Origin of the sequence: Boseongicola sp. (assembly GCA_014075275.1) — a bacterium.
GTDB lineage: Bacteria > Pseudomonadota > Alphaproteobacteria > Rhodobacterales > Rhodobacteraceae.
On record CP046179.1, the window covers coordinates 562,664 to 583,899 of the forward strand.

Genomic DNA, 21,236 nt, shown 5'->3' on the forward strand with positions numbered 1-21,236 from the left:
GCAGGCGTGATGTTTTGCCGGGGATTTTGCATCCCCGGACCCCTGCAGAGTATTTCCACCAGAAAGAATGTCCCGAGGTGGCGCTTGGCTTGTCTGTTGGAGGGGCTTGGGGCAATGTCGGCCCGACGGATTTCAAGGGCTCACTGAAAGGGACGAGATGGGATTTCTTTTGCGCTGGGCTGCGGCCTTTGTCCTTTTGGTGGCAACGTTTAACCCCACAGATGTGAATTATGTGCGCTGGGCTTTGGCGAGCTGGCAGGAGCAAATGCCATTGGCGGTGTTGTTCGGGTTGGTTCTGGCAGTGGGCTATGTGCTTTTTCTGACCGCGATGCTGCGGGGAATTGGCCAGTTTGGAGCCGTTTTGGTTTTGGCGGTGATCGGAGCCTTGATCTGGGTGTTGTTCGATTTCGGGCTGTTGTCGTTGGATAATCGCAGTGCGCTGACATGGATTGCTTTGCTGGCACTTTCCTTTGTTCTGGCGGTGGGGATGTATTGGGGCATTCTGTGGCGGCGGATATCCGGACAATTGGAAGTGGACGACGAGGGCGAGGCGTGACGCGATGATCCCGGTGCATGGATATGAAGGGCGGCGCGTTGTCGTATTGGGGCTGGGCCGGTCGGGCATGTCCGCGGCGCGGTCTTTGAAGGCGGGCGGTGCAGAGGCGCTGTGTTGGGACGATAGCGAGGCGGCGCGGGTTCGGGCCGAGGACGAAGGCTTGGTTGTGCATGACGTGACCAAGGCCGGGTCTTGGGAGGATGTGGCGGCTTTGATCGTGTCGCCGGGTATTCCGCATCTTTATCCTGAACCCAACAAATGGGTGGCACGCGCCATGGCGGCGGGTGTGCCGGTGGACAATGATATCGGGTTGTTTTTCAGATCGTTCGCCAATGGGACTTGGGAGCATTTCGCGGTTGCGCCACGGGTGATTGCAGTGACCGGGTCGAACGGAAAGTCGACCACGGCGGCATTGATTCAGCATTGTCTGGAGGCGGCGGGACGCGAGAGCCAGTTGGCTGGCAACATCGGGCGCGGGGTTTTGGACATTGATCCGCCGGGGGATGGCGGGATCGTGGTGTTGGAGCTGTCTTCTTATCAGACCGAATTGGCGCGGGCGATGACCCCGGACGTGGCGGTGTTTACCAATCTGACGCCGGATCATCTGGACCGGCATGGCGGGATGGGGGGATACTTTGCAGCCAAGCGGCGATTGTTTGCGGAAGGCGGGCCGGATAGGGCGGTGATCGGCGTGGACGAAGCCGAGGGGCGATATCTGGTCAATCAATTGTCGGAAGGGCCGGGGGATGATCGGGTGATCCGGGTTTCAGCGGCCGAAAAGCTGGACGGCGTGGGTTGGTCGGTTTTTGCGCGGAAAGGCTTTTTGGCAGAGTATCGCAAGGCGCGGCAGGTGGCCTCGATTGATTTGCGGGGCGTGCGTGGGCTGCCTGGGGCGCATAATCATCAGAATGCTTGCGCGGCCTATGCGGCTTGCCGGGCAGTGGGGATCGCGCCGCGAATGCTGGAGGATGCGTTCCAGACGTTTGGCGGGTTGCCGCACCGGTCGCAGGTGGTCGCCGAGGTTGGGGGGGTTCAATATGTGAATGACTCCAAGGCGACGAATGTGGATAGCGCGGCCAAGGCGCTGGCTGCATTCAAGAAAATTCGCTGGATTGTCGGTGGTCAGGTGAAGGATGGCGGCCTTGGGTCATTGCGCCCGATGATGGGATCGGTTGTGAAGTCCTATGTGATCGGGCGACATGCGGCCGATGTGGCGCTGGAGCTGGGTGATGTGCCGCTGGTGGTTTGCGAGACCATGGAGCGGGCTGTTGGTTTGGCGGCGCGTGAGGCTGAGGCGGGGGAGACTGTATTGTTGGCTCCGGCGGCGGCGAGTTTTGATCAATACGACAGCTTTGAGCGCCGTGGTGAGGATTTTGTCCGGCTGGTTCAGAACCTGGAGAATGAAGGGGTGGGAGAATGACGGATATGGTGCTCTGGGGCGTTTTGGGGGCGAGTAATTTTGCCAAGGAACAGATGGCTCCGGCGATCAATATGGCGAATGGTGCTGAGCTGGCGGCAATTGCCACTTCGGACCCTGCCAAGGCTGAACCCTTTCGGGCGTTTGCGCCGGGGTTGCGGGTTTTTGAGGATTATGACGCCATGCTGGCCGATCCGGATATTGATGCGATCTATGTTCCACTGCCGAACCATCTGCATGTTGAGTGGACGCTGAAAGTGCTGGCAGCGGGCAAGGCGGTCTTGTGTGAAAAGCCGATTGCGATGAGTGCCGGGGAGTTCGATCAGTTGATTGCGGCGCGGGATGCGTCGGGTTTGCTGGCGGCGGAAGCCTATATGATTGTGCATCATCCGCAGTGGCAGCGCGCACGTGAACTGGTGCAGGGCGGTGCGATTGGGGACCTGACCCATGTGGATGGGTTTTTCAGCTATAACAATGCCTTGGACACTGATAATATTCGCAATCGGCCAGAGACGGGGGGTGGGTCCCTGCCGGATATTGGCGTTTACACCATGGGGTCGGCGCGGTTTGTCACCGGCGAAGAACCTGTCAGTGCGACAGCAGAAATCGTCTGGGAGAATGGTGTGGATGTGACCACCCATGCGACGGCGAATTTCCCGTCATTTAGGTTTCAGGCGACGACATCGATGCGGATGCATCCCCGCCAGGAAATGACGTTTCATGGGGCGGACGGGATCATTCGGCTGACGGCCCCGTATAATGCCAGCGTCTTTGGCGAGGCGAGATTAGAGATACATCGCAATACGCACAAACCTGGTGGTGCGCCTGCTGTGACCGTTGAGCGGTGGCCGGGGGCCAATCACTATGTCTTGCAGGTTGAGAACTTTGGCCGGGCGATGCGGGGAGAGATCGACTATCCCTGTCCGCTGGAGTTCAGTCGGGGCACGCAGGCGATGATTGATATGGTGTTTGCGGCTGCCAATAAGGCGGAGAGCTAGGGCTGCAACTGCCCGAATCTAACGCGTGAACGGAGCGAATTAGGGCTGTCTGTATCGCGTCGGTAATACGTCGGTATTGCGTCGGTGCCATCGAACGGTGGGTTTTGGTTTCATTTACTTGTTGGAATCGGATTTCGACGCGAAATCCGGGGAGCGGGCTGGTGCCCGCTTGCCTTCGGCGAGGATATTTTTGGGCCGATAATGGACCCGTCAGGTCACCGAATGCCTTGGAACGCGAGAATGTGCAGCGATGCCCCAGGTCGCGTGGACGATCAGTGCTCGGTCTTGGCAAAATCGATGCGGACGGAACGGGCACCGGGGAAGAGTTTTGCGCGAAGATCGTCAGGCACGTTGAACGAGCCTGCGCCATTTGCCGACGCCATGAAGTTGACGAGACGCGGGGTCACGCGGCGGCTGTTCACCAGATCGCCAGTTGGAACGGCAATGCGGTTCATACCGCGGTTCAGACCGGTTTCAACGATATAGACGAAATCACGACCACGGCGGCGAATGGATACTGGCAAGTGATCGGCTGTGCCGGTTTCCGGTGCTTCGTTTTCATCCAGAAGCGCCTGACATTCTGCCTTTGCTGTGTCGCCAAGATCGTCTGTTTTGGTTTTCAGGCCCGGACGTGGCTTGACCATCTGCGATGCCGGCCGTGTCTGAGCCTTGGCCTTTTCCCAGTAGTCCGCATTTGTCTGACCGCTTTCACAGCGGTCTTTCAACAGGCTGTAGGCCGCGTTGATATTTGCCAGTTGGTCATTGCTGCCAACACCCCGGTCGGGGTGCATTTCGAAGGCAAGCTTTTTCCAGGCTTCGCGAATTTGGGGTTCAGAGGCATAGGCCGGAACACCAAGGATATCCTGGGCTTCGGCGACAGCTTTTGCTTTGGCAAGAGGGGTCATCTGGGGCACTACTCACTACTTTTAGAACTTTGCGCGATGCGAACATTCAAGTTGTCCGCTGACCGATCCTTTGGCGGGGTGGAAAGAGAGGCGGTGGATGCCTCGCTAACCGGATCGGTTACACAAAATTCAGTCACTCGTTACACGCACCAAACTGCTGGCGCTCTTAATGTGTAGCAAACTTTCGCCTTAATTTCGAGTTAAATGCGCGAATCTGGGGTCAAAAAACCGGATACAGATCGTTTCCAGATTTCATACATTCCAGAGAGTTTAGAAATTATCACGTCAAATTAACATCTTACATGTTTACGTCCGCGTCAACTTTGCTACGTTTAGCATTAGGAGTGTTGATGGTGTTTAAGTAGATTTAATGCAGAATTTTTATTCAAACGCTGGGATATCAGCGAATCCCACCCCCAACCGTCCCGTTATTTCAGGCGTTCCGGCAGGGCATTAGCCCAGGCGCTGATGGTGCCTGCGCCAAGGCAAACAACGATATCGCCGGAGCGGGCCTGTTCGCGGACAAGGCGTTCAAGATCGTTTTCGCTGACGACGGCGCGGGCGTGGCGGTGACCGTGGCGGATAAGACCTGCAACAAGGTCTTCGCGGGTGGCGCCGGGAATGGGGTCTTCGCCAGCGCCGTAAATCTCGGCGATGCCGACGACATCGGCGTCGTTAAAGCAGGTGCAGAAGTCTTCGAACAGGGATGACAGGCGCGAGTAGCGGTGCGGTTGGTGCACGGCGATGACGCGTGCATCCGGGTTATCGCCAACGGCTTGGCGTGCGGCTTTTAGAACGGCCGCAATTTCGACCGGGTGGTGGCCGTAGTCGTCGATAATAGCCACGCCGTCGACCTCGCCGACTTTGGTGAAGCGGCGGTTGACGCCTTTGAAGGTTTCGAGCGCGTCCTTGATCTGGGCGGCCTTCATGCCGAGGTGGCGGGCCACAGCGACGGCGGCCAGAGCGTTAGAGACGTTGTGGTCGCCGGGCATGGGCAGAGAGCAATCTTCGATGACAATCTCATCGGCGCTGAGCGCGATGTCGAAATGGGCGATGCCGCCTTCGTAGCGCAGGTTAACGGCGCGGACGTCGGCCTGGGCGTTGAAGCCAAAGGTGACGACCCGGCGGTCGGTAATGCGTCCGACAAGGGCCTGCACCTCGGGGTGGTCGGTGCACAACACGGCGAGGCCATAGAACGGGATGTTCGAGACGAAATCATCGAAACCTTTGCGCAGGTTTTCGATGGTGCTCCAATGTTCCATATGCTCGGGGTCGATGTTGGTGACGATGGCGATGGTGGCAGGCAGGCGGTTGAATGTGCCGTCGCTTTCGTCCGCCTCGACCACCATCCATTCGCCCTGACCAACGCGGGCGTTGCTGTCGTAGGCGTGGATGATGCCGCCGTTGATCACGGTGGGGTCAAGGTCGCCCGCATCCAGAAGGGCGGCGACCAACGTTGTTGTGGTGGTTTTGCCGTGGGTTCCGGCGACAGCGATGTTGGAGCGCAGGCGCATAAGCTCGGCGAGCATTTCGGCGCGGCGCACGACCGGCAGGCCAAGGCGACGGGTCTCGTCCAGTTCGGGATTGCCTGATTTGATCGCCGAAGAGATAACGACGACTTCGGCGTTTTCCAGATTTTCGGGGCGTTGACCTTCGAAGATGGTTGCGCCGAGCCTTTCCAGCCGGTTGGTGAGTTTCGAACGTTTGAGGTCGCTGCCCTGCACGATGTAGCCTGCTTCGACCAGGACTTCGGCGATGCCGGACATGCCGATGCCGCCGATGCCGACGAAGTGGATTGGCCCCATTTCGGTGGGCAGTTTGGTGGCGGCTGCGGCGTTCATCTGGATTTCTCCGCGAGTTGTTCGACCAGTTTGGCAAGGCGGTCTGTGGCGTCGGGGATGCCTTGGGTGAGGGCGTTGGCGCTCATTTTGGCGGCATCTCCGGGTGTGGTGAGGATGGTGTTGATGTGTTCTGAAAGCGAGGCGGGATCAAGGGCAATTTCGGGGATCATGATGGCGGCGTGGGCGTCGACGAGGCCGCGGGCGTTGGCGGTTTGATGGTCGGCAGTTGCGGCCGCGAAGGGGATCAGGATCGCTGGGCGACCGATGACGCTGATGTCTGCCACGGAGGAGGCCCCGGCGCGCGAGATCACCAGATGAGCATTGGCGATGCGTTGGGGGATGTCGGTGAAAAAGGGCTGCACTTCGGCAGCAATCCCGGCCTTGGCGTATGTCGGGGTAACGCGAGACTGGTCTTCGGGGCGGGCCTGATGAGATACGCTGAGGCGTTCGCGCACGGTCGCCGGAAGGCGCGAAATGGCGTCGGGCACAATGTCGCTGAGGATGCGGGCGCCCTGGCTGCCGCCCATTACCAGAATTGATATTGGGCCGGTTGCGGGGTCGCCGTAGTCGGATTTTGCGTGGTCCAGGATGACTTTGCGCACCGGGTTTCCGGTGTGGATGCCGGTGATGTTAGCAGGCAGAAGGGTCGGCCATGTGCCACAGGCGACGGTATCGACGCGGTGGGCAAAGACCTGATTGACCCGACCGAGCACGCCGTTTTGTTCGTGGATCATGCGCGGTATGCGCAGCACCCACGCGGCGGCAAGCGCTGGGATGGAGGGATACCCCCCAAAACCTGCCACCACGGTTGGGCGATCGGATAGATAGCGAAACAGAGCTCCGGCGCAGCCACCGACAATGCGGAATGGGACGACGAGTTTGGCCAGGGCACCGCCACGGGCAAATGTCGCGCTGGCAACTTCGCGAATGGTTACTTCGACGGGGAAGCCGCCGGCATAGCGGGCCCCGCGGGCATCGGTTGACAATGTGACGCGCCAGCCTTTGGCCAGCATGGCCTCGGCCAGGGCCTGGGCCGGGAACATATGTCCGCCAGTGCCGCCTGCGGCGATGACGAGATGCGGTGGGCGGCTCATTTCCGGCTGCGGATCAGGTAATCGCTGATCTCGCCCTGTGGGCGTTTTCGGGTGAAGGCCAGGAGCATGCCCATCAGAATGCCCCCGGCAATCAGGGATGAGCCACCATAGCTGACAAAGGGCAGAGTCATGCCTTTGGCGGGAAGAAGGCGCACGGCAACGCTCATGTTGATCATGGCCTGAACGGCGAAAGTGCAGGCCAGCCCGGTGCCAGCAAGGCGAATGAACGGATCGCGTTCGCGCATCAGCCGAAAGAGCGAGCGCAGAACGATAGTTGCGTACAAAAGGATGATCACAAGGACCAGGACGAGACCGTATTCTTCGGCAGCAACGGCGATGATAAAGTCGGTATGCGCATCAGGCAGGGACCATTTCACCGTGCCTTCGCCAACCCCAACGCCGAAGAAGCCGCCTTCGCGGATGGCATTGGCGGCGTAGCCAAGTTGCGTTGTTGGATCGACTTCGGTGGATAAGAAACCGTCGATGCGGCGGGCGAAGTGTTCTGAGTTTTCGTACGCGAATGCGCCGCCAACGACGACAAGCCCGGCGATGCCAGCCAAGACCAGGAACGGTGCGCCGCCGATAAAATACATCACGCCCCACGCGAACATGACCAACGAAGCCTGGCCGAAGTCTGGCTGCAGAGCGAGGAGCAACACGATGATCAGGGCCAAAGCGAAAGAATAGCTTTTGCTGGGTGGGCCGGCGATTTCATTTGAAGCGGCGATCATCCAGCCTGCGACTACGATGAAACCGGGTTTCAGAAACTCGGATGGTTGGATCGAACCAAAGCCCAACGAGAACCAGCGCACCGCGCCCTTGCCATAGTCCTTACCGAATATGGGCAGGAGGAGAAGCGCAACAAAAGAGACCGTGAACCCGATCACAGCCAAACGCCGGACAGTGCGGGGTGCCATGAGCGTTAGAGCAAACATCGTTATGATCGCCAGTGTGCCAAAGGCAAGTTGGCGTTCGACGTAGTGAAAGGCTGAAAAGCCGTTACGCTCGGCCAAGGGAGGAGATGCCGCCAGCCCCAGCAAAAGCCCGATCCCGAACAGAATCAAAACGGCCGACAAGGACCATTTGTCGATGGTGCGCCACCAGCGGGGAAAGATCGGCTCGCCATCCTGCGCGGGGGCGGAGCCATAGACCATCTCGGTCATGGAAACTGCTCTTTTGCCTGTTTTCGCCCGGTTGTCCGGATCTGTGAGCAGACTAACGAATCAGAGCGTGCGAAGCCAGCGAAACATAGTGTTTTCGCGTCGAAAGCTCTGCGGCGCCTTTGAGGGGCTGGGCGATAGATTGCCGAGGGGCGCTATGCGCGGATGTTTTTGGATATCTGTCGGCAACAATGGATCGCCGTGCGGCAGTATTGCGTCGCCCGATTGAACAGAAGGATCACCGACATATTTCTGCCGATTTTCAAACACAAAGCGGCCATAGTTCATTTTGATTTTGAACTGTGGGGCATGGTCAGGAAAGGGAGTCTAGCCGCTGATGGATATGACGTTTGTCAATGACGCTGCGCGCGCCGTGCACTTGCTGGGGCTGGCGATGGGATTTGGCGGCGCGATCATTGCAGACATTTCGGCGGTGCGTGCGGTGGTGCGTGCGCTGGACCATCGCGAGATTGAGATGCTGCGGCTGTTTCATAAAGTTGTTTTCACCGGGCTGGCCCTGCTGTGGGGCAGTGGCCTGGTTTTGTTGTGGCTGCGCACGGGGTTTGACCCCGATAATTTTTCACCGAAGCTGATAACTAAGATCGGTGTGGTGGTCTTGCTGACATTAAACGCGGTGGCCATTGGGCGGATCGGATTGCCGACGATTGTTGCCTATCAAAGTTGGCGGTTCGGAGATTTGCCTTTGCCGCTGCGATTTCAGCTGTCGGCCTTGGGGACGATGTCGGCGGCGTGCTGGATCAGTGCGTTGTGTCTAGGTGCCTTTAGCCAACTGAAGTCGATGAGTTGGGAGGCCCTGAGCCATATGGTGGGCATCGTTTATCTAGCGGCCCTGTGTCTGGCGGTGATTGCTGCCACCATCACACCACTGGTTGGGGTATTTGTGCGTTATCGCGAGAGGCGGCGACATATGCAGGCGTTGGGGGTTGGACGCGTTCACGGCTGAACTGCGAATTTCTGCCGCGTGGCCCCACACATTCGCTTTTCTATTCACCGGGCAGGGATTACCCTTTGTTGAACTGGGTGTTGCTAGTCTGGCTTTGATGAGGGGGGCTGATCATGCTGGAAGTGTTCCTTCAGACGCTGCCATTCTTCATGTTGATCGGGCTGGGCTTTACGGCTGGGCGCATCGGTTTTTTCTCTGCCGAGGCGACGGCCTATCTGACCAAATTTGTTTTCTACTTTGCCCTGACGGCGCTGTTGTTCCGGTTTACATCACAGATTTCAATATCAGAGCTGTTTGATGGTCCGACTATGTCGGCCTATTTTCTGGCGTCTTTCGCGCATTGGGCGATCATGGTCGCGATTGCTTTGATGCGTGGTCATAAACTGGCAGAGGCGGGTTTCGAGGGGCATACCGCTGTCCATGGTAACCTGGGGTTCATCGGTATTCCGATGTTGGGGTCGCTGTTTGGGCCAGAGGCTGTGGCGGTGATCTTGCTGCTGGTTTTCGTGGATATGGTTGTGTTCGGAACGCTGGTGGTTGTGCTTGTCAGCCTTGGGCAACAGGGGCGCGTGACATGGGCCAGCTGGAATACGGTTTTACGGGGTCTTTTCAGCAATCCGATGATTGTTGCCATCGTCTGCGGTTTGCTGTGGTCCGCGACCGGGCTGATTGTGCCCGAGCCGGTGGGGCGGTTCTTTGACATTCTGGGGGCGGCGGCCACGCCGGGGGCGCTGTTCGCGATTGGGTGTTCGCTGGCTTACAAGCGGGTTGAAGACCCGGCGACGGCCGTCTGGTTGTCGGTTGGCAAGTTGGTGATCCATCCACTCTTTGTTTTTGTCGGCGCGTTCGTTGTGTTCTCGGTTGATCCGTTCACGGCAACGGTGATGGTTGCGGCGGCGGCGTTACCAGTGGCCGGGAACATCTATTTGCTGGCGCAACATTACGATGTGACGCCCGAGCGGGTTTCAGCGGCCATCTTGATATCGACGGTTGCCGGCATCGTGACGGTTCCGGTCATCTTGTCATTTGCTTTGGCACTCTGATTTTAGGTCAAGGGGCGCAAAAAAGGCCCCGCAGCGGGGATGCGCGGGACCTTTCGGGGGGGACTGATCTCTGAGAAGGGACGTTACAGAAATCAGGCTGGTTCCAGCATTCCTTTTTCTTTTGCGAGCTCCTGCATTTTCTTTTGCAGTTTCTCGAATGCGCGCACTTCGATCTGGCGAATGCGTTCACGGCTGACGTCGTATTGGCCGGACAGCGTTTCCAGTGTTACCGGCGCGTCTTGCAGACGGCGCTGGTTCAGGATGTCCTGCTCGCGTTCGTTCAGCACGCTCATGGCTTCGGTCAGAAGCTCGCGACGCACATCAAGTTCGTCTTTGGCTTCATAATCGCTGGCCTGGTCGGCGTCTTCGTCTTCCAACCAATCCTGCCATTGCGCAGCACCTTCACCATCCGCTGAGATTGTGGCGTTCAGCGAGGCATCGCCACCGGACATCCGGCGGTTCATTGAGATAACTTCGGTTTCGGTCACCGATAGATCGTGCGCGATGCGTGCCACATGTTCGGGGCGTAAATCACCGTCTTCAAGCGCGCCGATGCGGGCCTTGGCCTTGCGCAGGTTGAAAAACAGTTTCTTTTGCGCCGACGTTGTGCCGAGCTTCACCAGCGACCAGGACCGCAGGATGTATTCCTGGATCGAGGCACGGATCCACCACATGGCGTAAGTGGCCAGACGGAAGCCCTTTTCAGGGTCGAACCGTTTGACGGCCTGCATAAGACCGACGTTGGCTTCGGAAATAACTTCGGCCTGTGGGAGGCCATAGCCGCGATAGCCCATAGCAATCTTGGCGGCCAATCGCAGGTGCGAAGTCACCATCTTATGGGCCGACGCGGTGTCCTGATCTTCGACCCAGCGTTTTGCCAGCATGTACTCTTCTTCGGGCTCCAACATCGGAAACTTCCGAATGTCCTGGAGATACCGGTTCAGCCCGCCTTCCGGCGTCGGTGCGGGGAGATTTGCGTAGTTAGCCATCTCAATATCCTTTCCCTGTCCATCGCTATGTTGCGACGCTTAACATAGATGGTGAACCGTTCAGTTCACTTCAAGGCCCTATGCGCGAATTCTGTCATCTTTCAATGAAAAATAGATGACCACGCTTGGGCGCAATTTCCAGCATTTGCCGGTTTACTTCACATATGTGTGCAGAGATACCGTGCCAAGTCGCAGAAGATGTGCAGAAATTCACAAGGGGTTCAGCGCTTTTCGGAGGGCCGAAATATCCTGTGGCAGGGGTGAACTGAAGCTAGTTTGCTGACCGTTTACGGGGTGCAGGAAACCTAAAGTTTCGGCGTGAAGCGCCTGACGAGGAAAGGTTTTTGCCGTTTCGGCACCCGGAGTGTCCGAGGACATTTTTCGTCGTCCGCCGTAGGTTTGATCACCGATCAACGCGTGTCCGATATGAGCCATGTGAACGCGTATCTGATGCGTGCGGCCAGTTTCCAACTGACATAAAACCTCGGCCGCGGAGGTGCCGAATGTTTCATTCACCTTAAAGCGGGTCACTGCATGGCGGCCGCCCTGAAATAAAACTGACTGTTTTTGACGGTCAGTTTTGTGGCGCGCGAGGTGAGTCGTGATCTTGATTGTGTTTCCGGGCTCGAAACTGACGCCCGGCACACCACGCAGACGTGGATCGCCCATGCTGGGTAGGCCAAAACAAATGGCCCGGTATTGGCGCTGAACGGTGTGGGCGGCGAATTGGTCTGCCAATCCATGATGGGCCGCATCGGATTTGGCGACAACGAGAAGGCCGGACGTGTCCTTGTCGATGCGGTGCACGATGCCCGGGCGTTTTTCACCGCCAACGCCAGAAAGATTGCCGCCGAAGTGATGGAGAAGGGCGTTGACCAGGGTGCCGGAATAAGAGCCGGGGGCAGGGTGAACCACCATGCCGGCAGGTTTATCGACAACGATCAGGTCGTCGTCTTCATGGATCACGGTCAGAGGGATGTCTTCGGGCAGGGTTTCGACGTCGGTCGCTTCCTGCACTGCAATTTCGAAGGTTTCGCCTTCGATCACCTTGGCCTTTGCGTCGGTGATGATCTGGCCATCTTTTGAGACCGCGCCTTCGGTCAGCAATTTCGCAATGCGCGACCGGGAAAGATGCGCCTGCTCTGGCACATCGCGCGCCAGCGCCTTATCAAGGCGCGACGGCGGCGAGGCGCCGATGACGATGTGATGGGTTGTGACTGGCATGGATGATACGGGCTCTTCGGGCGGTGAGGTGAAGCACCTCAGATATCTCAAGTGGTTGGTGACGATACTGACGTTGACTATGATCGGCGGGTTTCTAACCATTGTCGCGCTTTTTGTCATGCGGTTCTCGGAAATGAATTCAGTGGCGTTGCCTGATGAGGTGGTTTTGCCTGAGGGCGCAGAGGCGGTTGCGTTTACACGCGGCGAGGGATGGTTTGCGATTGTAACGGCGGAAGATGAGATTTTAATCTACAGCCGGGTGACCGGAAACCTGCGGCAGCGTATTCAGATCGAAGCCGAGTAGAGGGGTTTAGGGGCGCTGCCCCTCGGGGGCTTTGCCCCCTCACCCCGAAGTATTTAAAGACAGAAGAAGCTCAGGCGATCCAGCCGGTTTCTACCGCCTGAGCCCAGCTTTCGGCGTCTTTTTGGCGGGCGAGGGCGGCCATTTCGCTGGCATCATAGGGGACTGCGATCAGGTCGGCTGACCAGCCGGTATTGGATTTGGTGACAATGGCATAACGCGCGTCGGGCGAGCCGGTTTGGTGGATGAAATTTGGATCCATCCGCGAGTCGAGATAGGCCGGGCAGCCGACGCTGCCGGGATTTACAACAAGTTGGCCGGTCGGCAGGTGCACGAGGCGCGGCGCATGGGTGTGGCCGCAGCAGATGACGGGAGCGGAGACGTTTCCCGCACGCAGAACGACATCGGGTAGATCGCGCGCGACGAGGCGGTGTTGGGGGCCGCGATAGTCGAGCCAGTTTTCTTCGTCACTGTCGGGTGTTGCGTGGCACAGGAAGATGTCGCCGAGTTCGAGGGTTGCGGGCGTGGCGCGGATCCAATTCAGCATGTCGTTGGTCAGCGTGTCGATCACCCAGCATTCCCAGAGGCCCATTTCCGATTTTGGCCTGTCGATGAGCTGGCGGTCGTGGTTGCCGCCGACCGTGGGCAGGTTTAGCGGCATGAGGCGCTGGGCGGTTGCGGCACCATCGAATGGGCCGCTGAGGCTGTCGCCGAGGTTGGCAATCCGTGTAATGCCGCGCTGTTCGATGTCTGACAAAACGGCATTGAGTGCGGCGATGTTGGAATGGATATCGCTGATAACGGCGAGAGGGGAAAATGCATCGCTCATCCCGCCGTTGTCCGGTATCTTGTGGGTTTAGTCCACGGCAAAGCCGCCAGAATAGACCATCGTGCTGGAATTGCCGTGAAATGCTCCTGCTGCGCCATTTGCGCCAATCATCCCATCAAGGTCGCCTGAAAGCCCTTTGTAGCTGACAGAGCCGTCGATGTCGCTGCCGGTGAACGTGCCGGCAACGTCAAGGTTACCCGAGGTGCCTGTAAGGGTGCCGGCGGCGAAGTCTGCATCGAGTGTAATAACACCTGTTTCGCTGGTTTGGAGGCCGGAGATATAGCCGGAGGTATAGCCAGTGGACGTTACCGTGATGCCCTCAATTGCCAGAACTTCCCAATCGCCGAAGAATGACGCGTTGGTGGTGAGGTTTGCGCCCACGTCGACGAAGGGGTCGAGGCCTGCGTAGGCAACGGCGCCCAACGATGTGTCGGTGCCGGTAACGAAATGCACCGTGCCGACCGCGCCAGTGACAGTTGCATTGCGTTCGTTGGATAAGGTGACTGGGATGCCGGATGCTGTTGCGGTTTGTATACCCGAATGCGTCCAGTCCTGATCTTCAATGCCGATGCATCCAGCGAGAATTGCCGGTGTAATGAGTGCTGTGATGGAGTGTTTCATCATAAATTCCAAAAAAATTGTTTGCCAAAATACTCGGGGCAAACTGAACCATGAACATGGCGGTATTATGGAATTTCTGACGAAAATTTGGGGGTGATGGTACCGCCTCCCCGGCTTGAACGGGGGACCCCTGGTTCCACAAACCAGTGCTCTAACCAACTGAGCTAAGGCGGCACGCTAGGGGCGATTTAGCGTCCGATCCGGGCGATTGCAAGTGTTGAGATGCTAATTTAGCGGCAGTTCCCAATTCTGTTGGATGCAGTCCTGACCGAAATGGTGGACCGGTTCTGAGGCGATCATCCTGAAGCCGCTGCGTTTGTATAATTGCGTTGCGGCGCGATGGGTTTCGTGGGTCCAGAGCTTCAGGGTATGGTTGCCGTGATTGCGCGCGTGGTTGATGCAGGCGTTGAGCAAACGTTGGCCAAGACCAAGGCCCCGGGCAGGTGGAGTGAGATAGAAAAGACGTAGTTGCGCGACTTTGGGGGTGTCGGTCTGGACACAGAATATCGAACCCAGCCGCAGGGAGTCAGAATGGGCGATCCAGGCGCGGTCCATTTGATTGGGTGAGCGCAGGAATTCGGCGAGGACTTCGGCCACAAGGGCTTCGAAGGACGCATCGAAACCATCGCTGGCTGCGTAGTGCTCTGCGTGGTGTTGTATGAGCCAGCCGGCGTCTCCTGGTCCGAGACCGCGAAGCTGGACGGCCGCGAGGTCGATCCCGCTGATTTGGACATTGAGCGCATTCATACTTCGGGCGATGCCCTTCAGATCGCGACCGGCAAGGCGTCGCGTGATATCTGCGCGCGACTTGTCGTGCAAAGGGGCAAGCGCGTTCTGACCGGCTTCGGTGGCGGAGATGTCTTGCTTGCGGGCATCTGACTGTGAGCGTCGGCGGGTGATCCAGCCGTGGTTGTCGAAGCCGTTCAGGAGGCGGCTGAGGTATCCCTCGTCTATATCCAGACGGATGGCGAATTCGCGCGCGGTGGCTGGTGGGCCGGTGCAGATCTCAAACAACACCCGGGCTTCGGTCACTGAGAGGTCACTGTCCAAGTAGTTGCGCGAAAGGAGACTCAGGCGCTGCGTGAAGCTGCGGTTGAAAGAGCGGATGGCGTCGAGTGTTTCTGTTTGATCAGACATGGGATCAGTATCCGGGTATTTACTTGACTGAGTCAAGTGACGGCGTCTTGCCCTGTTTGCGGTTGCGCGTTAGGTCGCGCAGGTCAGAACGTCAGGAAAGCGCCATGGGCATCGACAAAGAAAGCGATATTGAAGCCAATATTCAGATTGGACCAACGTCGGTTGGGATGGTTCGGATCTATGTCGAAGGGGCCGGGCTGGAAATTCCCATGGATTTCGAGCCAGAAGAGGCCGAAGAGATAGCGGAAGAAATTCGCGCCGCCGCTGCGCGGGCGCGGGCTGTTGCCAGCAAAGGCGCTAAGGGCCCCAGGAAGAGCTGATACCGGGATCGCGAGCGGCGTGCCAACGCCGTGCGGCGTGGCGTGCAAACTTTTGCAACATGACCTTGCGGCGGGCCCCGGCAAGTTTATCTTCCGGTCCCATGCGCAGAATTTCAGCATCGTAGGCATCGGCGATGATCAGACCGGTGTCTTCGGGCAATAAATCGGTTGGGAAGTGTTCGTCGACGGCCCAAAAGAAACGATCGCACCATTCCAGATAACCTTGCCACTTATTGTCGGTCTGGAAATCCGCGCGACTGGATTTGCATTCGATGATCCAAACCTCGCCCTTTGGACCCATGGCCATGACATCAACCCGGAGACCTGACGTTGGAATAAGTTCTTCAACAGTCACAAAATCATGACCGACGAGGTGGCGGCATACTCCACGGGCCAGGAGTTGGCCGGGTTGTAGAGTTTTGATGGGGTGATCGTCGGGCATATGTCGAATTGTGAACAAAACGGAAACATTTTGCAAGTCGATGCAACATGTTGACGACGCAACATCTTGCCGTTGGGCGCGTTTCGCCCCTTGCCGTGGTCTTGGGTGCACCCTATTTGTGAACGGTGACGGGCACTGCCCTTCTTGTGCCGGGGTCAAATTCCGGTGGCCTTACTCAATTCCGAGGGAGCTGGCTCTGTCCGGATCCTGGTCCGTTTACCTGGCGCCCACCTGTTAAATCAGGTCCTCGGGAATTTTAAGCACCTCCACGGTCGTGGTGGTCCCGTCACATAATCCCAGATTTCCGATCAGGTGTCCGGCGGCGTTTCGTCGGATTTGTTGCGCGCCCGCGCGCGATCTCGCAGTTTCTGATAGCCCGAGCGGTTCAGGTTGATGAATTCATCGATCATACCGGACAAGCCGGAATGCTGGCCTTTCATCCACAGGAAACCGGAAAGTGCGCCGATGCTGGCGCCGACTGTATCGACCATGAGATCCCACATGGTGTCCACGAGGCCGCTTTTTTGCATGTTCATGCCAAAAATCTGATCGGCGAGAAATTCGAAAATCTCCCAAATGGCACCGATAGCGAGGGCAAAGCAGAAGGCAATGACGGCCAGTGCCCAGGGTGGGGCGGCGTATTTGTCACCTTGGAACAGGTAGAAAACGAAAAGAAATCCAATGATTCCAAAGCCTACGGCAGACGCCCCGTGCAATAGCACATCCCACCACCAATATCGGTTGTAGAAATCGAAGACCTCGCCAAGGAATAAGGTGGCAAAGACAAACGCCGAGATTGCCGCCAGAAAGCTAAGCGGCAGGGTGATTTTGAAACGTTGCGAAAAAAGTGATGGCAGGAGTGTCAGGAACAGTGCGGTGACGATGACGAAGACATTCGACCAGTGTTTGGTTGTGATAGCAAAGATCGTGGCAGCCGTCAGAATGATCCAAACAGCCCAGGTCAGATATGGCACGTTGTCGAACTTCATGAAGCCAATGTGGTGTTTTGAGTTGGAGTTTAACAGAGGATTATTGAGAGAAGGCTCATGATGCAAGTTCAGTTGGCAAGCTGGAACATTCGCAAATGTGTTGGACTGGATCGCCGCCGCGACCCAAGGCGCATTGCGCGCGTTTTGTCTGATCTTGAGGCAGACATTGTCGTGTTACAGGAAGCAGATCGCCGTCTTGGGCGGCGTCCTGCGGCGTTGCCACATTGGCTGGTGAAGGCGGAAACGCCGTATGAACCGATCGATGCCGTCAGCAATAATGTGAGTTTGGGGTGGCATGGAAATGCTGTTCTGTTGGGGCCGGAAATGCGGTGCGAAGACGTGCATAGGCTGCAACTTTCCGGGCTTGAACCGCGTGGGGCTTTGCTGGCGGATGTATCCGGCAGAGGCATGTCACTGCGGATTGTGGCTGTGCATCTTGGGTTGCTTCGCAAGTCGCGGCAGCAGCAGCTTTTAGAGATTGGTTCGCTCCTAAAGAACAAGGAGCCGCGCCCGACCGTGGTAATCGGAGACTTTAACGAATGGTCGGCGAAGGCGGATTTTTCGGGCTTGGGGGATTTTCGCGTTGAAGCACCGGGGCGAACCTTCCACAGCGCCCGCCCGGTTGCGGCGCTGGATCGGGTTGCAGTTGGACATGGGGCCGCGTTGGACAGCGCGTCGGTTATCGAAACGAAAACCACGCGGATCGCGTCAGACCATTTGCCGATCACGGCGACGGTTTCGGTGGCCGCTTAGGTGGGCGGGAATTAAACGACGACGTCTTGTTTGGCCTGTTCGCCTACCCCGAAAACGCGCTTGTAGCGCGCGATTTGGTCTGCGGGGCCCATGGCTTTGTTGGGGTTGTCGCTGAGTTTGACGGTCGGGTTGCCGTTGGCTTTGACGGCTTTGCAGACAAGCGAAAACGGAGCAAGGCCATCGCCAGGGACAAGGTTGCGGAAATCATTTGTCAGCATCGTGCCCCAACCAAAACTGACGCGCGTGCGCCCGGCGAACTGGCGATTAAGATCGACGATTTTGTCGACGTCGAGGCCATCGGAAAAGATGATCAGCTTTTCCGATGGGTCTTCGCCGCGTTCCTTCCACCAGCGGATTGCAATCTCTGCGCCAGTTGCGGGATCGCCTGAATCGATGCGGATACCTGTCCAACCGGCCAGCCAATCGGGGGCGTTGGCCAGGAACTGTTCGGTGCCGTAGGTATCGGGCAGAATAATGCGCAGGTTGCCGTCGTGTTCCTCTTGCCAATCAGCTAAGACGCGATAGGGCGCGTCGGCCAGGGCTTCTTCGGTTTCGGCGAGTGCCGAATAGACCATGGGGAGTTCATGGGCATTTGTGCCGATTGCCTCGAGATCGCGGCTTTTCGCAATCAGACAATTGGATGTGCCGACAAAGGACTGGCCCAGACCTTCAGACAACGCCTGCACGCACCAGTCTTGCCAAAGGAAGGAATGGCGGCGGCGGGTGCCGAAATCGGCCAGTAGAAGGTCGGGCACATCGCGCAGGCTTTCGACCTTTTCCCAAACGCGGGTCATGGCGCGGGCATAAAGGACCTGCAGTTCGAACTTATCCAGCTCTTTCAGGACGGCGCGGCCACGCAATTCCATCAATGTCGCAAGTGCGGGAATTTCCCAAAGCATAACTTCGGCCCAGGTGCCTTCGAAGGTCAGTTCGAACTGTCCGTCAATGATTTCAAGGTGATAGGGAGGTAGACGCAGATTTTCGAACCACTCCATGAAATCGGGGCGGAACATCTGGCGTTTGCCGTAGAAGGTGTTGCCGCGCAGCCAAGTGCTTTCGCCGCGGCTGAGTGTAAGCGAACGGATGTGATCAAGATGTTCGCGCAATTCACCTTCGTCGACCATGTCGGCCAGGCGGATATGTTTGGCGCGATTGATCAGGCTGAAGGTGACGCGGGTATCGGGATGATTGCGGAAAACCGACTGGCACATCAGCAATTTGTAGAAGTCATCGTCGATCAGCGACCGCACGATCGGATCGATTTTCCACTTATGGTTCCAGACGCGTGTGGCGATATCAACCATTGAACATACTTTCGCTTACGACGAGGGGCGGCGGGACCGATCTGGCCCCGCCGCAAGAGATTATGCGGTGGCTTTTGCCAGCGCCTGATCCAGATCAGCGATGATATCTGCCGGGTCTTCGATGCCGATGGACAGACGAACGACGTTCGGGTCTGCTCCCGCCGCCGCGCGTTGTTCATCGCTAAGCTGGCGGTGCGTCGTCGAGGCCGAGTGGATAATCAGCGACCGTGCATCGCCGAGGTTGGCGACGTGGCTGAACAGCTCGACCGAGTCGACGAGCTTCACGCAGGCGTCGTAGCCACCCTTAATCGCAAAGGTGAATAAAGCGCCTGCACCTTTCGGGCAGATACTATCCTTGCGGCCGTAGTACGGCGAGCTTTCCAGACCGGCATAGGTGACTTTTCCCACCCGAGGATCGTTCTCCAGCCATGTTGCGACTTTTTCAGCGTTTTCAACGTGTTTCTGCATGCGAAGGCTTAAGGTTTCGATGCCCATCAGCGTGTAGTGCGCGCCTTGCGGGTTCATCGTCATACCGAGATCGCGGAGTCCGACGGCGATGGAATGGAACGTAAAGGCCATTGCGCCCAGTGCACCGTGGAAGTTCAGGCCATGATAGGCGGGCTCCGGTTCAGACAGAGAGGGGAATTTGCCGGATGCCGACCAATCAAATTGACCACTATCAATGACGGCACCACCCGTGACAGTGCCGTTGCCGGTCAGGTATTTGGTGGTGGAATGGACGACCAGTGTTGCGCCATGTTTGATCGGGTTGCAGAGATAAGGCGAAGCAGAGGTATTATCTACGATCAGTGGCAGGCCAACATCATTTGCAATGGCGCCGATGGCGTCCAGGTCAGTGATATAGCCGCCCGGATTGGCGATAGATTCGCAGAAGATGGCGCGTGTGTCGTCATCAACAGCGGCGCGGACAGCATCAAGATCGTCGAAGTCAACAAATTTGCAGGACCAGCCGAAGCGTTTGATGGTCTGTGTGAACTGCGTGTAGGTGCCGCCATAAAGGCGTGTAGACGCGATGATGTTGCATCCGGGCATCATGAGCGGGAACAGCGCCATCAGTTGCGCAGCGTGACCCGAGGAACAGCAGATACCACCCGCGCCACCTTCGAGATGTGTGATCCGCTCAGCCAGCGTCCCAACGGTCGGGTTGGTCAGGCGGGAGTAGATGTAACCGACTTCCTGAAGATTGAAGAGTCGCGCAGCGTGGTCAGCGTCTTTGAAAACGTAAGCGGTTGTTTGATAGATCGGTATTTGACGTGCACCGGTCGCTGGATCCGGGTTCGCGCCGGCGTGAATTTGTAGCGTATCAAAACCTTGTGGCTTGTCGGACATTCTTGTCCCTCCCTTAATTGTCAGGGGGACATTAGTCGGCCTGTCAAGCTACTGCAAATACAGAGATTGCCGCGTTAGCTGCCAATTATTCGCAGCACAACCACGTAGAATGCAGCGTTTCGGTGCTGCGCCGCGCTGACTGTCATAACCAGTCGCTCGACCATGGCACCACGAACTACCAATTGCACCGTGTCATCGACGCGATGTTGGCTTAGCATTTCGGTTAGAGAAAGTTCAGTTTCAAAGCCAATGTCCGTGACTTCTTCGAACTGCGCACCACGGGGCGGTCGTGTCATTGAAAAGAGCACCATGGCGGCGCGATTGGTGTAAACGATTTTGCGTGAGTCTGTCAGAACCATGACCGGATCGACCATAAATTCCAGGCCTGTACGCAGTTCATTTTCCGGAACATTCAGGGCGATGAAGCGAATTACGCTGTCATTTTCGTCAACGAGCGGGATGATCAAACGTTGCCAAACCCGGACAAACACATTCTGTGGCGGTTCATGTTCTGAATAGGCCGTTTCGCCCCGTCGCATGATGGCCTTGTATAGGCCACCGAAGAATGTCGAGATGTGTCCGCCGAATTCGGAAGTTCGCTGCCCGGTCATGTCCTGGCCGTAGTAGTCAGCAATTTCGGGCCCATAGAAAGTGTATCGGAAATCCTGACCCTGATCCAAGACATCGATGAGCATGATCCAATCGGTCAGGCCGCCGAAATCTTCCAGCCGGATTGCATTGGCAGATATATTTCCGTTTTCATCGTGATACTTACTGCAGATCTCGGCAAATTGGCGAAGAAGTGGATTGCGAAGTTCAGCATCGTTTGGCGACCAGACAACATCGGGGGCCCTTGCGCCCACTGCGTTGAACAAATGTCGCGTGACGTCCGGGCGGCCTGGCACAAGGCTTGCCGCAATCAAGTCGATTACGTCATCAGCGTTCCCGTATTTGCCCATGTAGTTACTTCCTTTCATCGGCAATTTGCGGCCGCAGTCG

General features: G+C 57.4%; 22 protein-coding genes and 1 tRNA gene. 8 read left to right on the forward strand and 15 right to left on the reverse strand.

What is annotated here, in order from left to right; all coding sequences use genetic code 11:
• Positions 1 to 157 precede the first annotated feature (157 nt).
• The 3 genes from GKR98_02880 to GKR98_02890 are packed head-to-tail and all read left to right on the forward strand — an operon-like array spanning position 158 to position 2,971.
• Positions 158 to 556: a hypothetical protein gene (locus GKR98_02880; protein QMU57242.1), complete on the forward strand. Its 399-nt coding sequence runs from the start codon at positions 158 to 160 to the stop codon at positions 554 to 556.
• A gap of 4 nt (positions 557 to 560) precedes the next feature.
• On the forward strand, positions 561 to 1,976 hold the full coding sequence (locus GKR98_02885) for a UDP-N-acetylmuramoyl-L-alanine--D-glutamate ligase (protein QMU57243.1): 1,416 nt from the start codon (positions 561 to 563) through the stop codon (positions 1,974 to 1,976).
• Entirely contained in the window at positions 1,973 to 2,971 is a 999-nt protein-coding gene (locus GKR98_02890; GenBank protein QMU57244.1) for a gfo/Idh/MocA family oxidoreductase, read from the forward strand. Before GKR98_02885 ends, GKR98_02890 begins: the two co-directional genes overlap by 4 nt.
• Before the next feature lie 272 nt (positions 2,972 to 3,243).
• On the opposite strand, the gene GKR98_02895 is transcribed toward GKR98_02890, so the two are convergent.
• From GKR98_02895 to GKR98_02910, 4 genes are all read right to left on the reverse strand, one after another.
• On the reverse strand, positions 3,244 to 3,876 hold the full coding sequence (locus GKR98_02895) for a DnaJ domain-containing protein (protein QMU57245.1): 633 nt from the start codon (positions 3,874 to 3,876) through the stop codon (positions 3,244 to 3,246).
• Between the two features lie 428 nt (positions 3,877 to 4,304).
• Positions 4,305 to 5,717 (reverse strand): UDP-N-acetylmuramate--L-alanine ligase, encoded by a 1,413-nt coding sequence (locus GKR98_02900; GenBank protein QMU57246.1) that lies wholly within the window; start codon positions 5,715 to 5,717, stop codon positions 4,305 to 4,307.
• On the reverse strand, positions 5,714 to 6,811 hold the full coding sequence (locus tag GKR98_02905) for a UDP-N-acetylglucosamine--N-acetylmuramyl-(pentapeptide) pyrophosphoryl-undecaprenol N-acetylglucosamine transferase (protein QMU57247.1): 1,098 nt from the start codon (positions 6,809 to 6,811) through the stop codon (positions 5,714 to 5,716). Before GKR98_02905 ends, GKR98_02900 begins: the two co-directional genes overlap by 4 nt.
• The gene (locus tag GKR98_02910; GenBank protein ID QMU57248.1) at positions 6,808 to 7,974 is read right to left on the reverse strand and encodes a cell division protein FtsW; all 1,167 of its coding nucleotides are present in this window, start codon (positions 7,972 to 7,974) and stop codon (positions 6,808 to 6,810) included. Before GKR98_02910 ends, GKR98_02905 begins: the two co-directional genes overlap by 4 nt.
• Positions 7,975 to 8,308: 334 nt before the next feature.
• Here GKR98_02910 and GKR98_02915 point away from each other — a divergent pair, with 334 nt between their 5' ends.
• Positions 8,309 to 8,935: a hypothetical protein gene (locus GKR98_02915; protein QMU57249.1), complete on the forward strand. Its 627-nt coding sequence runs from the start codon at positions 8,309 to 8,311 to the stop codon at positions 8,933 to 8,935.
• 113 nt (positions 8,936 to 9,048) lie between these two features.
• Positions 9,049 to 9,978, forward strand: a complete 930-nt coding sequence (locus GKR98_02920; protein ID QMU57250.1) for an AEC family transporter — start codon at positions 9,049 to 9,051, stop codon at positions 9,976 to 9,978.
• A gap of 92 nt (positions 9,979 to 10,070) precedes the next feature.
• On the opposite strand, the gene rpoH is transcribed toward GKR98_02920, so the two are convergent.
• Positions 10,071 to 10,967, reverse strand: a complete 897-nt coding sequence (gene rpoH, locus GKR98_02925) for an RNA polymerase sigma factor RpoH (GenBank protein QMU57251.1) — start codon at positions 10,965 to 10,967, stop codon at positions 10,071 to 10,073.
• A gap of 210 nt (positions 10,968 to 11,177) precedes the next feature.
• Positions 11,178 to 12,191 (reverse strand): RluA family pseudouridine synthase, encoded by a 1,014-nt coding sequence (locus GKR98_02930; GenBank protein ID QMU57252.1) that lies wholly within the window; start codon positions 12,189 to 12,191, stop codon positions 11,178 to 11,180.
• On the opposite strand from GKR98_02930, the gene GKR98_02935 reads away from it, so the two are divergent.
• Positions 12,190 to 12,495 carry a hypothetical protein gene (locus tag GKR98_02935; protein ID QMU57253.1) on the forward strand — a complete coding sequence of 102 codons (306 nt, stop codon included), beginning with the start codon at positions 12,190 to 12,192 and terminating at the stop codon, positions 12,493 to 12,495. The two genes, GKR98_02930 and GKR98_02935, sit on opposite strands and share 2 nt — an antisense overlap.
• Before the next feature lie 70 nt (positions 12,496 to 12,565).
• On the opposite strand, the gene GKR98_02940 is transcribed toward GKR98_02935, so the two are convergent.
• The 4 genes from GKR98_02940 to GKR98_02955 all read right to left on the reverse strand — a co-directional run bounded on the left by GKR98_02940 (position 12,566) and on the right by GKR98_02955 (position 15,079).
• Positions 12,566 to 13,321, reverse strand: a complete 756-nt coding sequence (locus GKR98_02940) for a metallophosphoesterase (GenBank protein ID QMU57254.1) — start codon at positions 13,319 to 13,321, stop codon at positions 12,566 to 12,568.
• Positions 13,322 to 13,348: 27 nt separating this feature from the next.
• Entirely contained in the window at positions 13,349 to 13,942 is a 594-nt protein-coding gene (locus GKR98_02945) for a hypothetical protein (protein QMU57255.1), read from the reverse strand.
• Positions 13,943 to 14,039: 97 nt separating this feature from the next.
• Positions 14,040 to 14,116, reverse strand: a tRNA-His gene (locus tag GKR98_02950).
• Between the two features lie 51 nt (positions 14,117 to 14,167).
• Positions 14,168 to 15,079, reverse strand: a complete 912-nt coding sequence (locus tag GKR98_02955) for a GNAT family N-acetyltransferase (GenBank protein QMU57256.1) — start codon at positions 15,077 to 15,079, stop codon at positions 14,168 to 14,170.
• A gap of 104 nt (positions 15,080 to 15,183) precedes the next feature.
• On the opposite strand from GKR98_02955, the gene GKR98_02960 reads away from it, so the two are divergent.
• Positions 15,184 to 15,399 (forward strand): hypothetical protein, encoded by a 216-nt coding sequence (locus GKR98_02960; GenBank protein ID QMU57257.1) that lies wholly within the window; start codon positions 15,184 to 15,186, stop codon positions 15,397 to 15,399.
• Here GKR98_02960 and GKR98_02965 read toward each other — a convergent pair.
• Together GKR98_02965 and GKR98_02970 are read right to left on the reverse strand one after the other, a co-directional pair.
• On the reverse strand, positions 15,377 to 15,841 hold the full coding sequence (locus tag GKR98_02965) for an MmcB family DNA repair protein (GenBank protein QMU57258.1): 465 nt from the start codon (positions 15,839 to 15,841) through the stop codon (positions 15,377 to 15,379). The genes GKR98_02960 and GKR98_02965 overlap by 23 nt on opposite strands.
• A 308-nt stretch (positions 15,842 to 16,149) precedes the next feature.
• Positions 16,150 to 16,830 carry a hypothetical protein gene (locus GKR98_02970; protein ID QMU57259.1) on the reverse strand — a complete coding sequence of 227 codons (681 nt, stop codon included), beginning with the start codon at positions 16,828 to 16,830 and terminating at the stop codon, positions 16,150 to 16,152.
• 57 nt (positions 16,831 to 16,887) lie between these two features.
• On the opposite strand from GKR98_02970, the gene GKR98_02975 reads away from it, so the two are divergent.
• Positions 16,888 to 17,583 carry a metal-dependent hydrolase gene (locus GKR98_02975; protein QMU57260.1) on the forward strand — a complete coding sequence of 232 codons (696 nt, stop codon included), beginning with the start codon at positions 16,888 to 16,890 and terminating at the stop codon, positions 17,581 to 17,583.
• A gap of 11 nt (positions 17,584 to 17,594) precedes the next feature.
• Here GKR98_02975 and pncB read toward each other — a convergent pair whose 3' ends face one another.
• From pncB to GKR98_02990, 3 genes are all read right to left on the reverse strand, one after another.
• Positions 17,595 to 18,887: a nicotinate phosphoribosyltransferase gene (gene pncB, locus GKR98_02980; GenBank protein QMU57261.1), complete on the reverse strand. Its 1,293-nt coding sequence runs from the start codon at positions 18,885 to 18,887 to the stop codon at positions 17,595 to 17,597.
• Between the two features lie 60 nt (positions 18,888 to 18,947).
• Positions 18,948 to 20,237 carry an aminotransferase class I/II-fold pyridoxal phosphate-dependent enzyme gene (locus tag GKR98_02985; GenBank protein QMU57262.1) on the reverse strand — a complete coding sequence of 430 codons (1,290 nt, stop codon included), beginning with the start codon at positions 20,235 to 20,237 and terminating at the stop codon, positions 18,948 to 18,950.
• A gap of 74 nt (positions 20,238 to 20,311) precedes the next feature.
• Entirely contained in the window at positions 20,312 to 21,196 is an 885-nt protein-coding gene (locus GKR98_02990) for a hypothetical protein (protein ID QMU57263.1), read from the reverse strand.
• Positions 21,197 to 21,236 lie beyond the last annotated feature (40 nt).

Bases quoted from the DNA above. Each gene is read 5' to 3' on its own strand.
- GKR98_02880 (QMU57242.1), top strand. From the start codon at position 158: ATGGGATTTCTTTTGCGCTGGGCTGCGGCCTTTGTCCTTTTGGTGGCA.
- GKR98_02885 (QMU57243.1), top strand. From the start codon at position 561: ATGATCCCGGTGCATGGATATGAAGGGCGGCGCGTTGTCGTATTGGGG.
- GKR98_02890 (QMU57244.1), top strand. From the start codon at position 1,973: ATGACGGATATGGTGCTCTGGGGCGTTTTGGGGGCGAGTAATTTTGCC.
- GKR98_02895 (QMU57245.1), bottom strand. From the start codon at position 3,876: ATGACCCCTCTTGCCAAAGCAAAAGCTGTCGCCGAAGCCCAGGATATC.
- GKR98_02900 (QMU57246.1), bottom strand. From the start codon at position 5,717: ATGAACGCCGCAGCCGCCACCAAACTGCCCACCGAAATGGGGCCAATC.
- GKR98_02905 (QMU57247.1), bottom strand. From the start codon at position 6,811: ATGAGCCGCCCACCGCATCTCGTCATCGCCGCAGGCGGCACTGGCGGA.
- GKR98_02910 (QMU57248.1), bottom strand. From the start codon at position 7,974: ATGACCGAGATGGTCTATGGCTCCGCCCCCGCGCAGGATGGCGAGCCG.
- GKR98_02915 (QMU57249.1), top strand. From the start codon at position 8,309: ATGGATATGACGTTTGTCAATGACGCTGCGCGCGCCGTGCACTTGCTG.
- GKR98_02920 (QMU57250.1), top strand. From the start codon at position 9,049: ATGCTGGAAGTGTTCCTTCAGACGCTGCCATTCTTCATGTTGATCGGG.
- rpoH (QMU57251.1), bottom strand. From the start codon at position 10,967: ATGGCTAACTACGCAAATCTCCCCGCACCGACGCCGGAAGGCGGGCTG.
- GKR98_02935 (QMU57253.1), top strand. From the start codon at position 12,190: ATGGATGATACGGGCTCTTCGGGCGGTGAGGTGAAGCACCTCAGATAT.
- GKR98_02930 (QMU57252.1), bottom strand. From the start codon at position 12,191: ATGCCAGTCACAACCCATCACATCGTCATCGGCGCCTCGCCGCCGTCG.
- GKR98_02940 (QMU57254.1), bottom strand. From the start codon at position 13,321: ATGAGCGATGCATTTTCCCCTCTCGCCGTTATCAGCGATATCCATTCC.
- GKR98_02945 (QMU57255.1), bottom strand. From the start codon at position 13,942: ATGAAACACTCCATCACAGCACTCATTACACCGGCAATTCTCGCTGGA.
- GKR98_02955 (QMU57256.1), bottom strand. From the start codon at position 15,079: ATGTCTGATCAAACAGAAACACTCGACGCCATCCGCTCTTTCAACCGC.
- GKR98_02960 (QMU57257.1), top strand. From the start codon at position 15,184: ATGGGCATCGACAAAGAAAGCGATATTGAAGCCAATATTCAGATTGGA.
- GKR98_02965 (QMU57258.1), bottom strand. From the start codon at position 15,841: ATGCCCGACGATCACCCCATCAAAACTCTACAACCCGGCCAACTCCTG.
- GKR98_02970 (QMU57259.1), bottom strand. From the start codon at position 16,830: ATGAAGTTCGACAACGTGCCATATCTGACCTGGGCTGTTTGGATCATT.
- GKR98_02975 (QMU57260.1), top strand. From the start codon at position 16,888: ATGATGCAAGTTCAGTTGGCAAGCTGGAACATTCGCAAATGTGTTGGA.
- pncB (QMU57261.1), bottom strand. From the start codon at position 18,887: ATGGTTGATATCGCCACACGCGTCTGGAACCATAAGTGGAAAATCGAT.
- GKR98_02985 (QMU57262.1), bottom strand. From the start codon at position 20,237: ATGTCCGACAAGCCACAAGGTTTTGATACGCTACAAATTCACGCCGGC.
- GKR98_02990 (QMU57263.1), bottom strand. From the start codon at position 21,196: ATGGGCAAATACGGGAACGCTGATGACGTAATCGACTTGATTGCGGCA.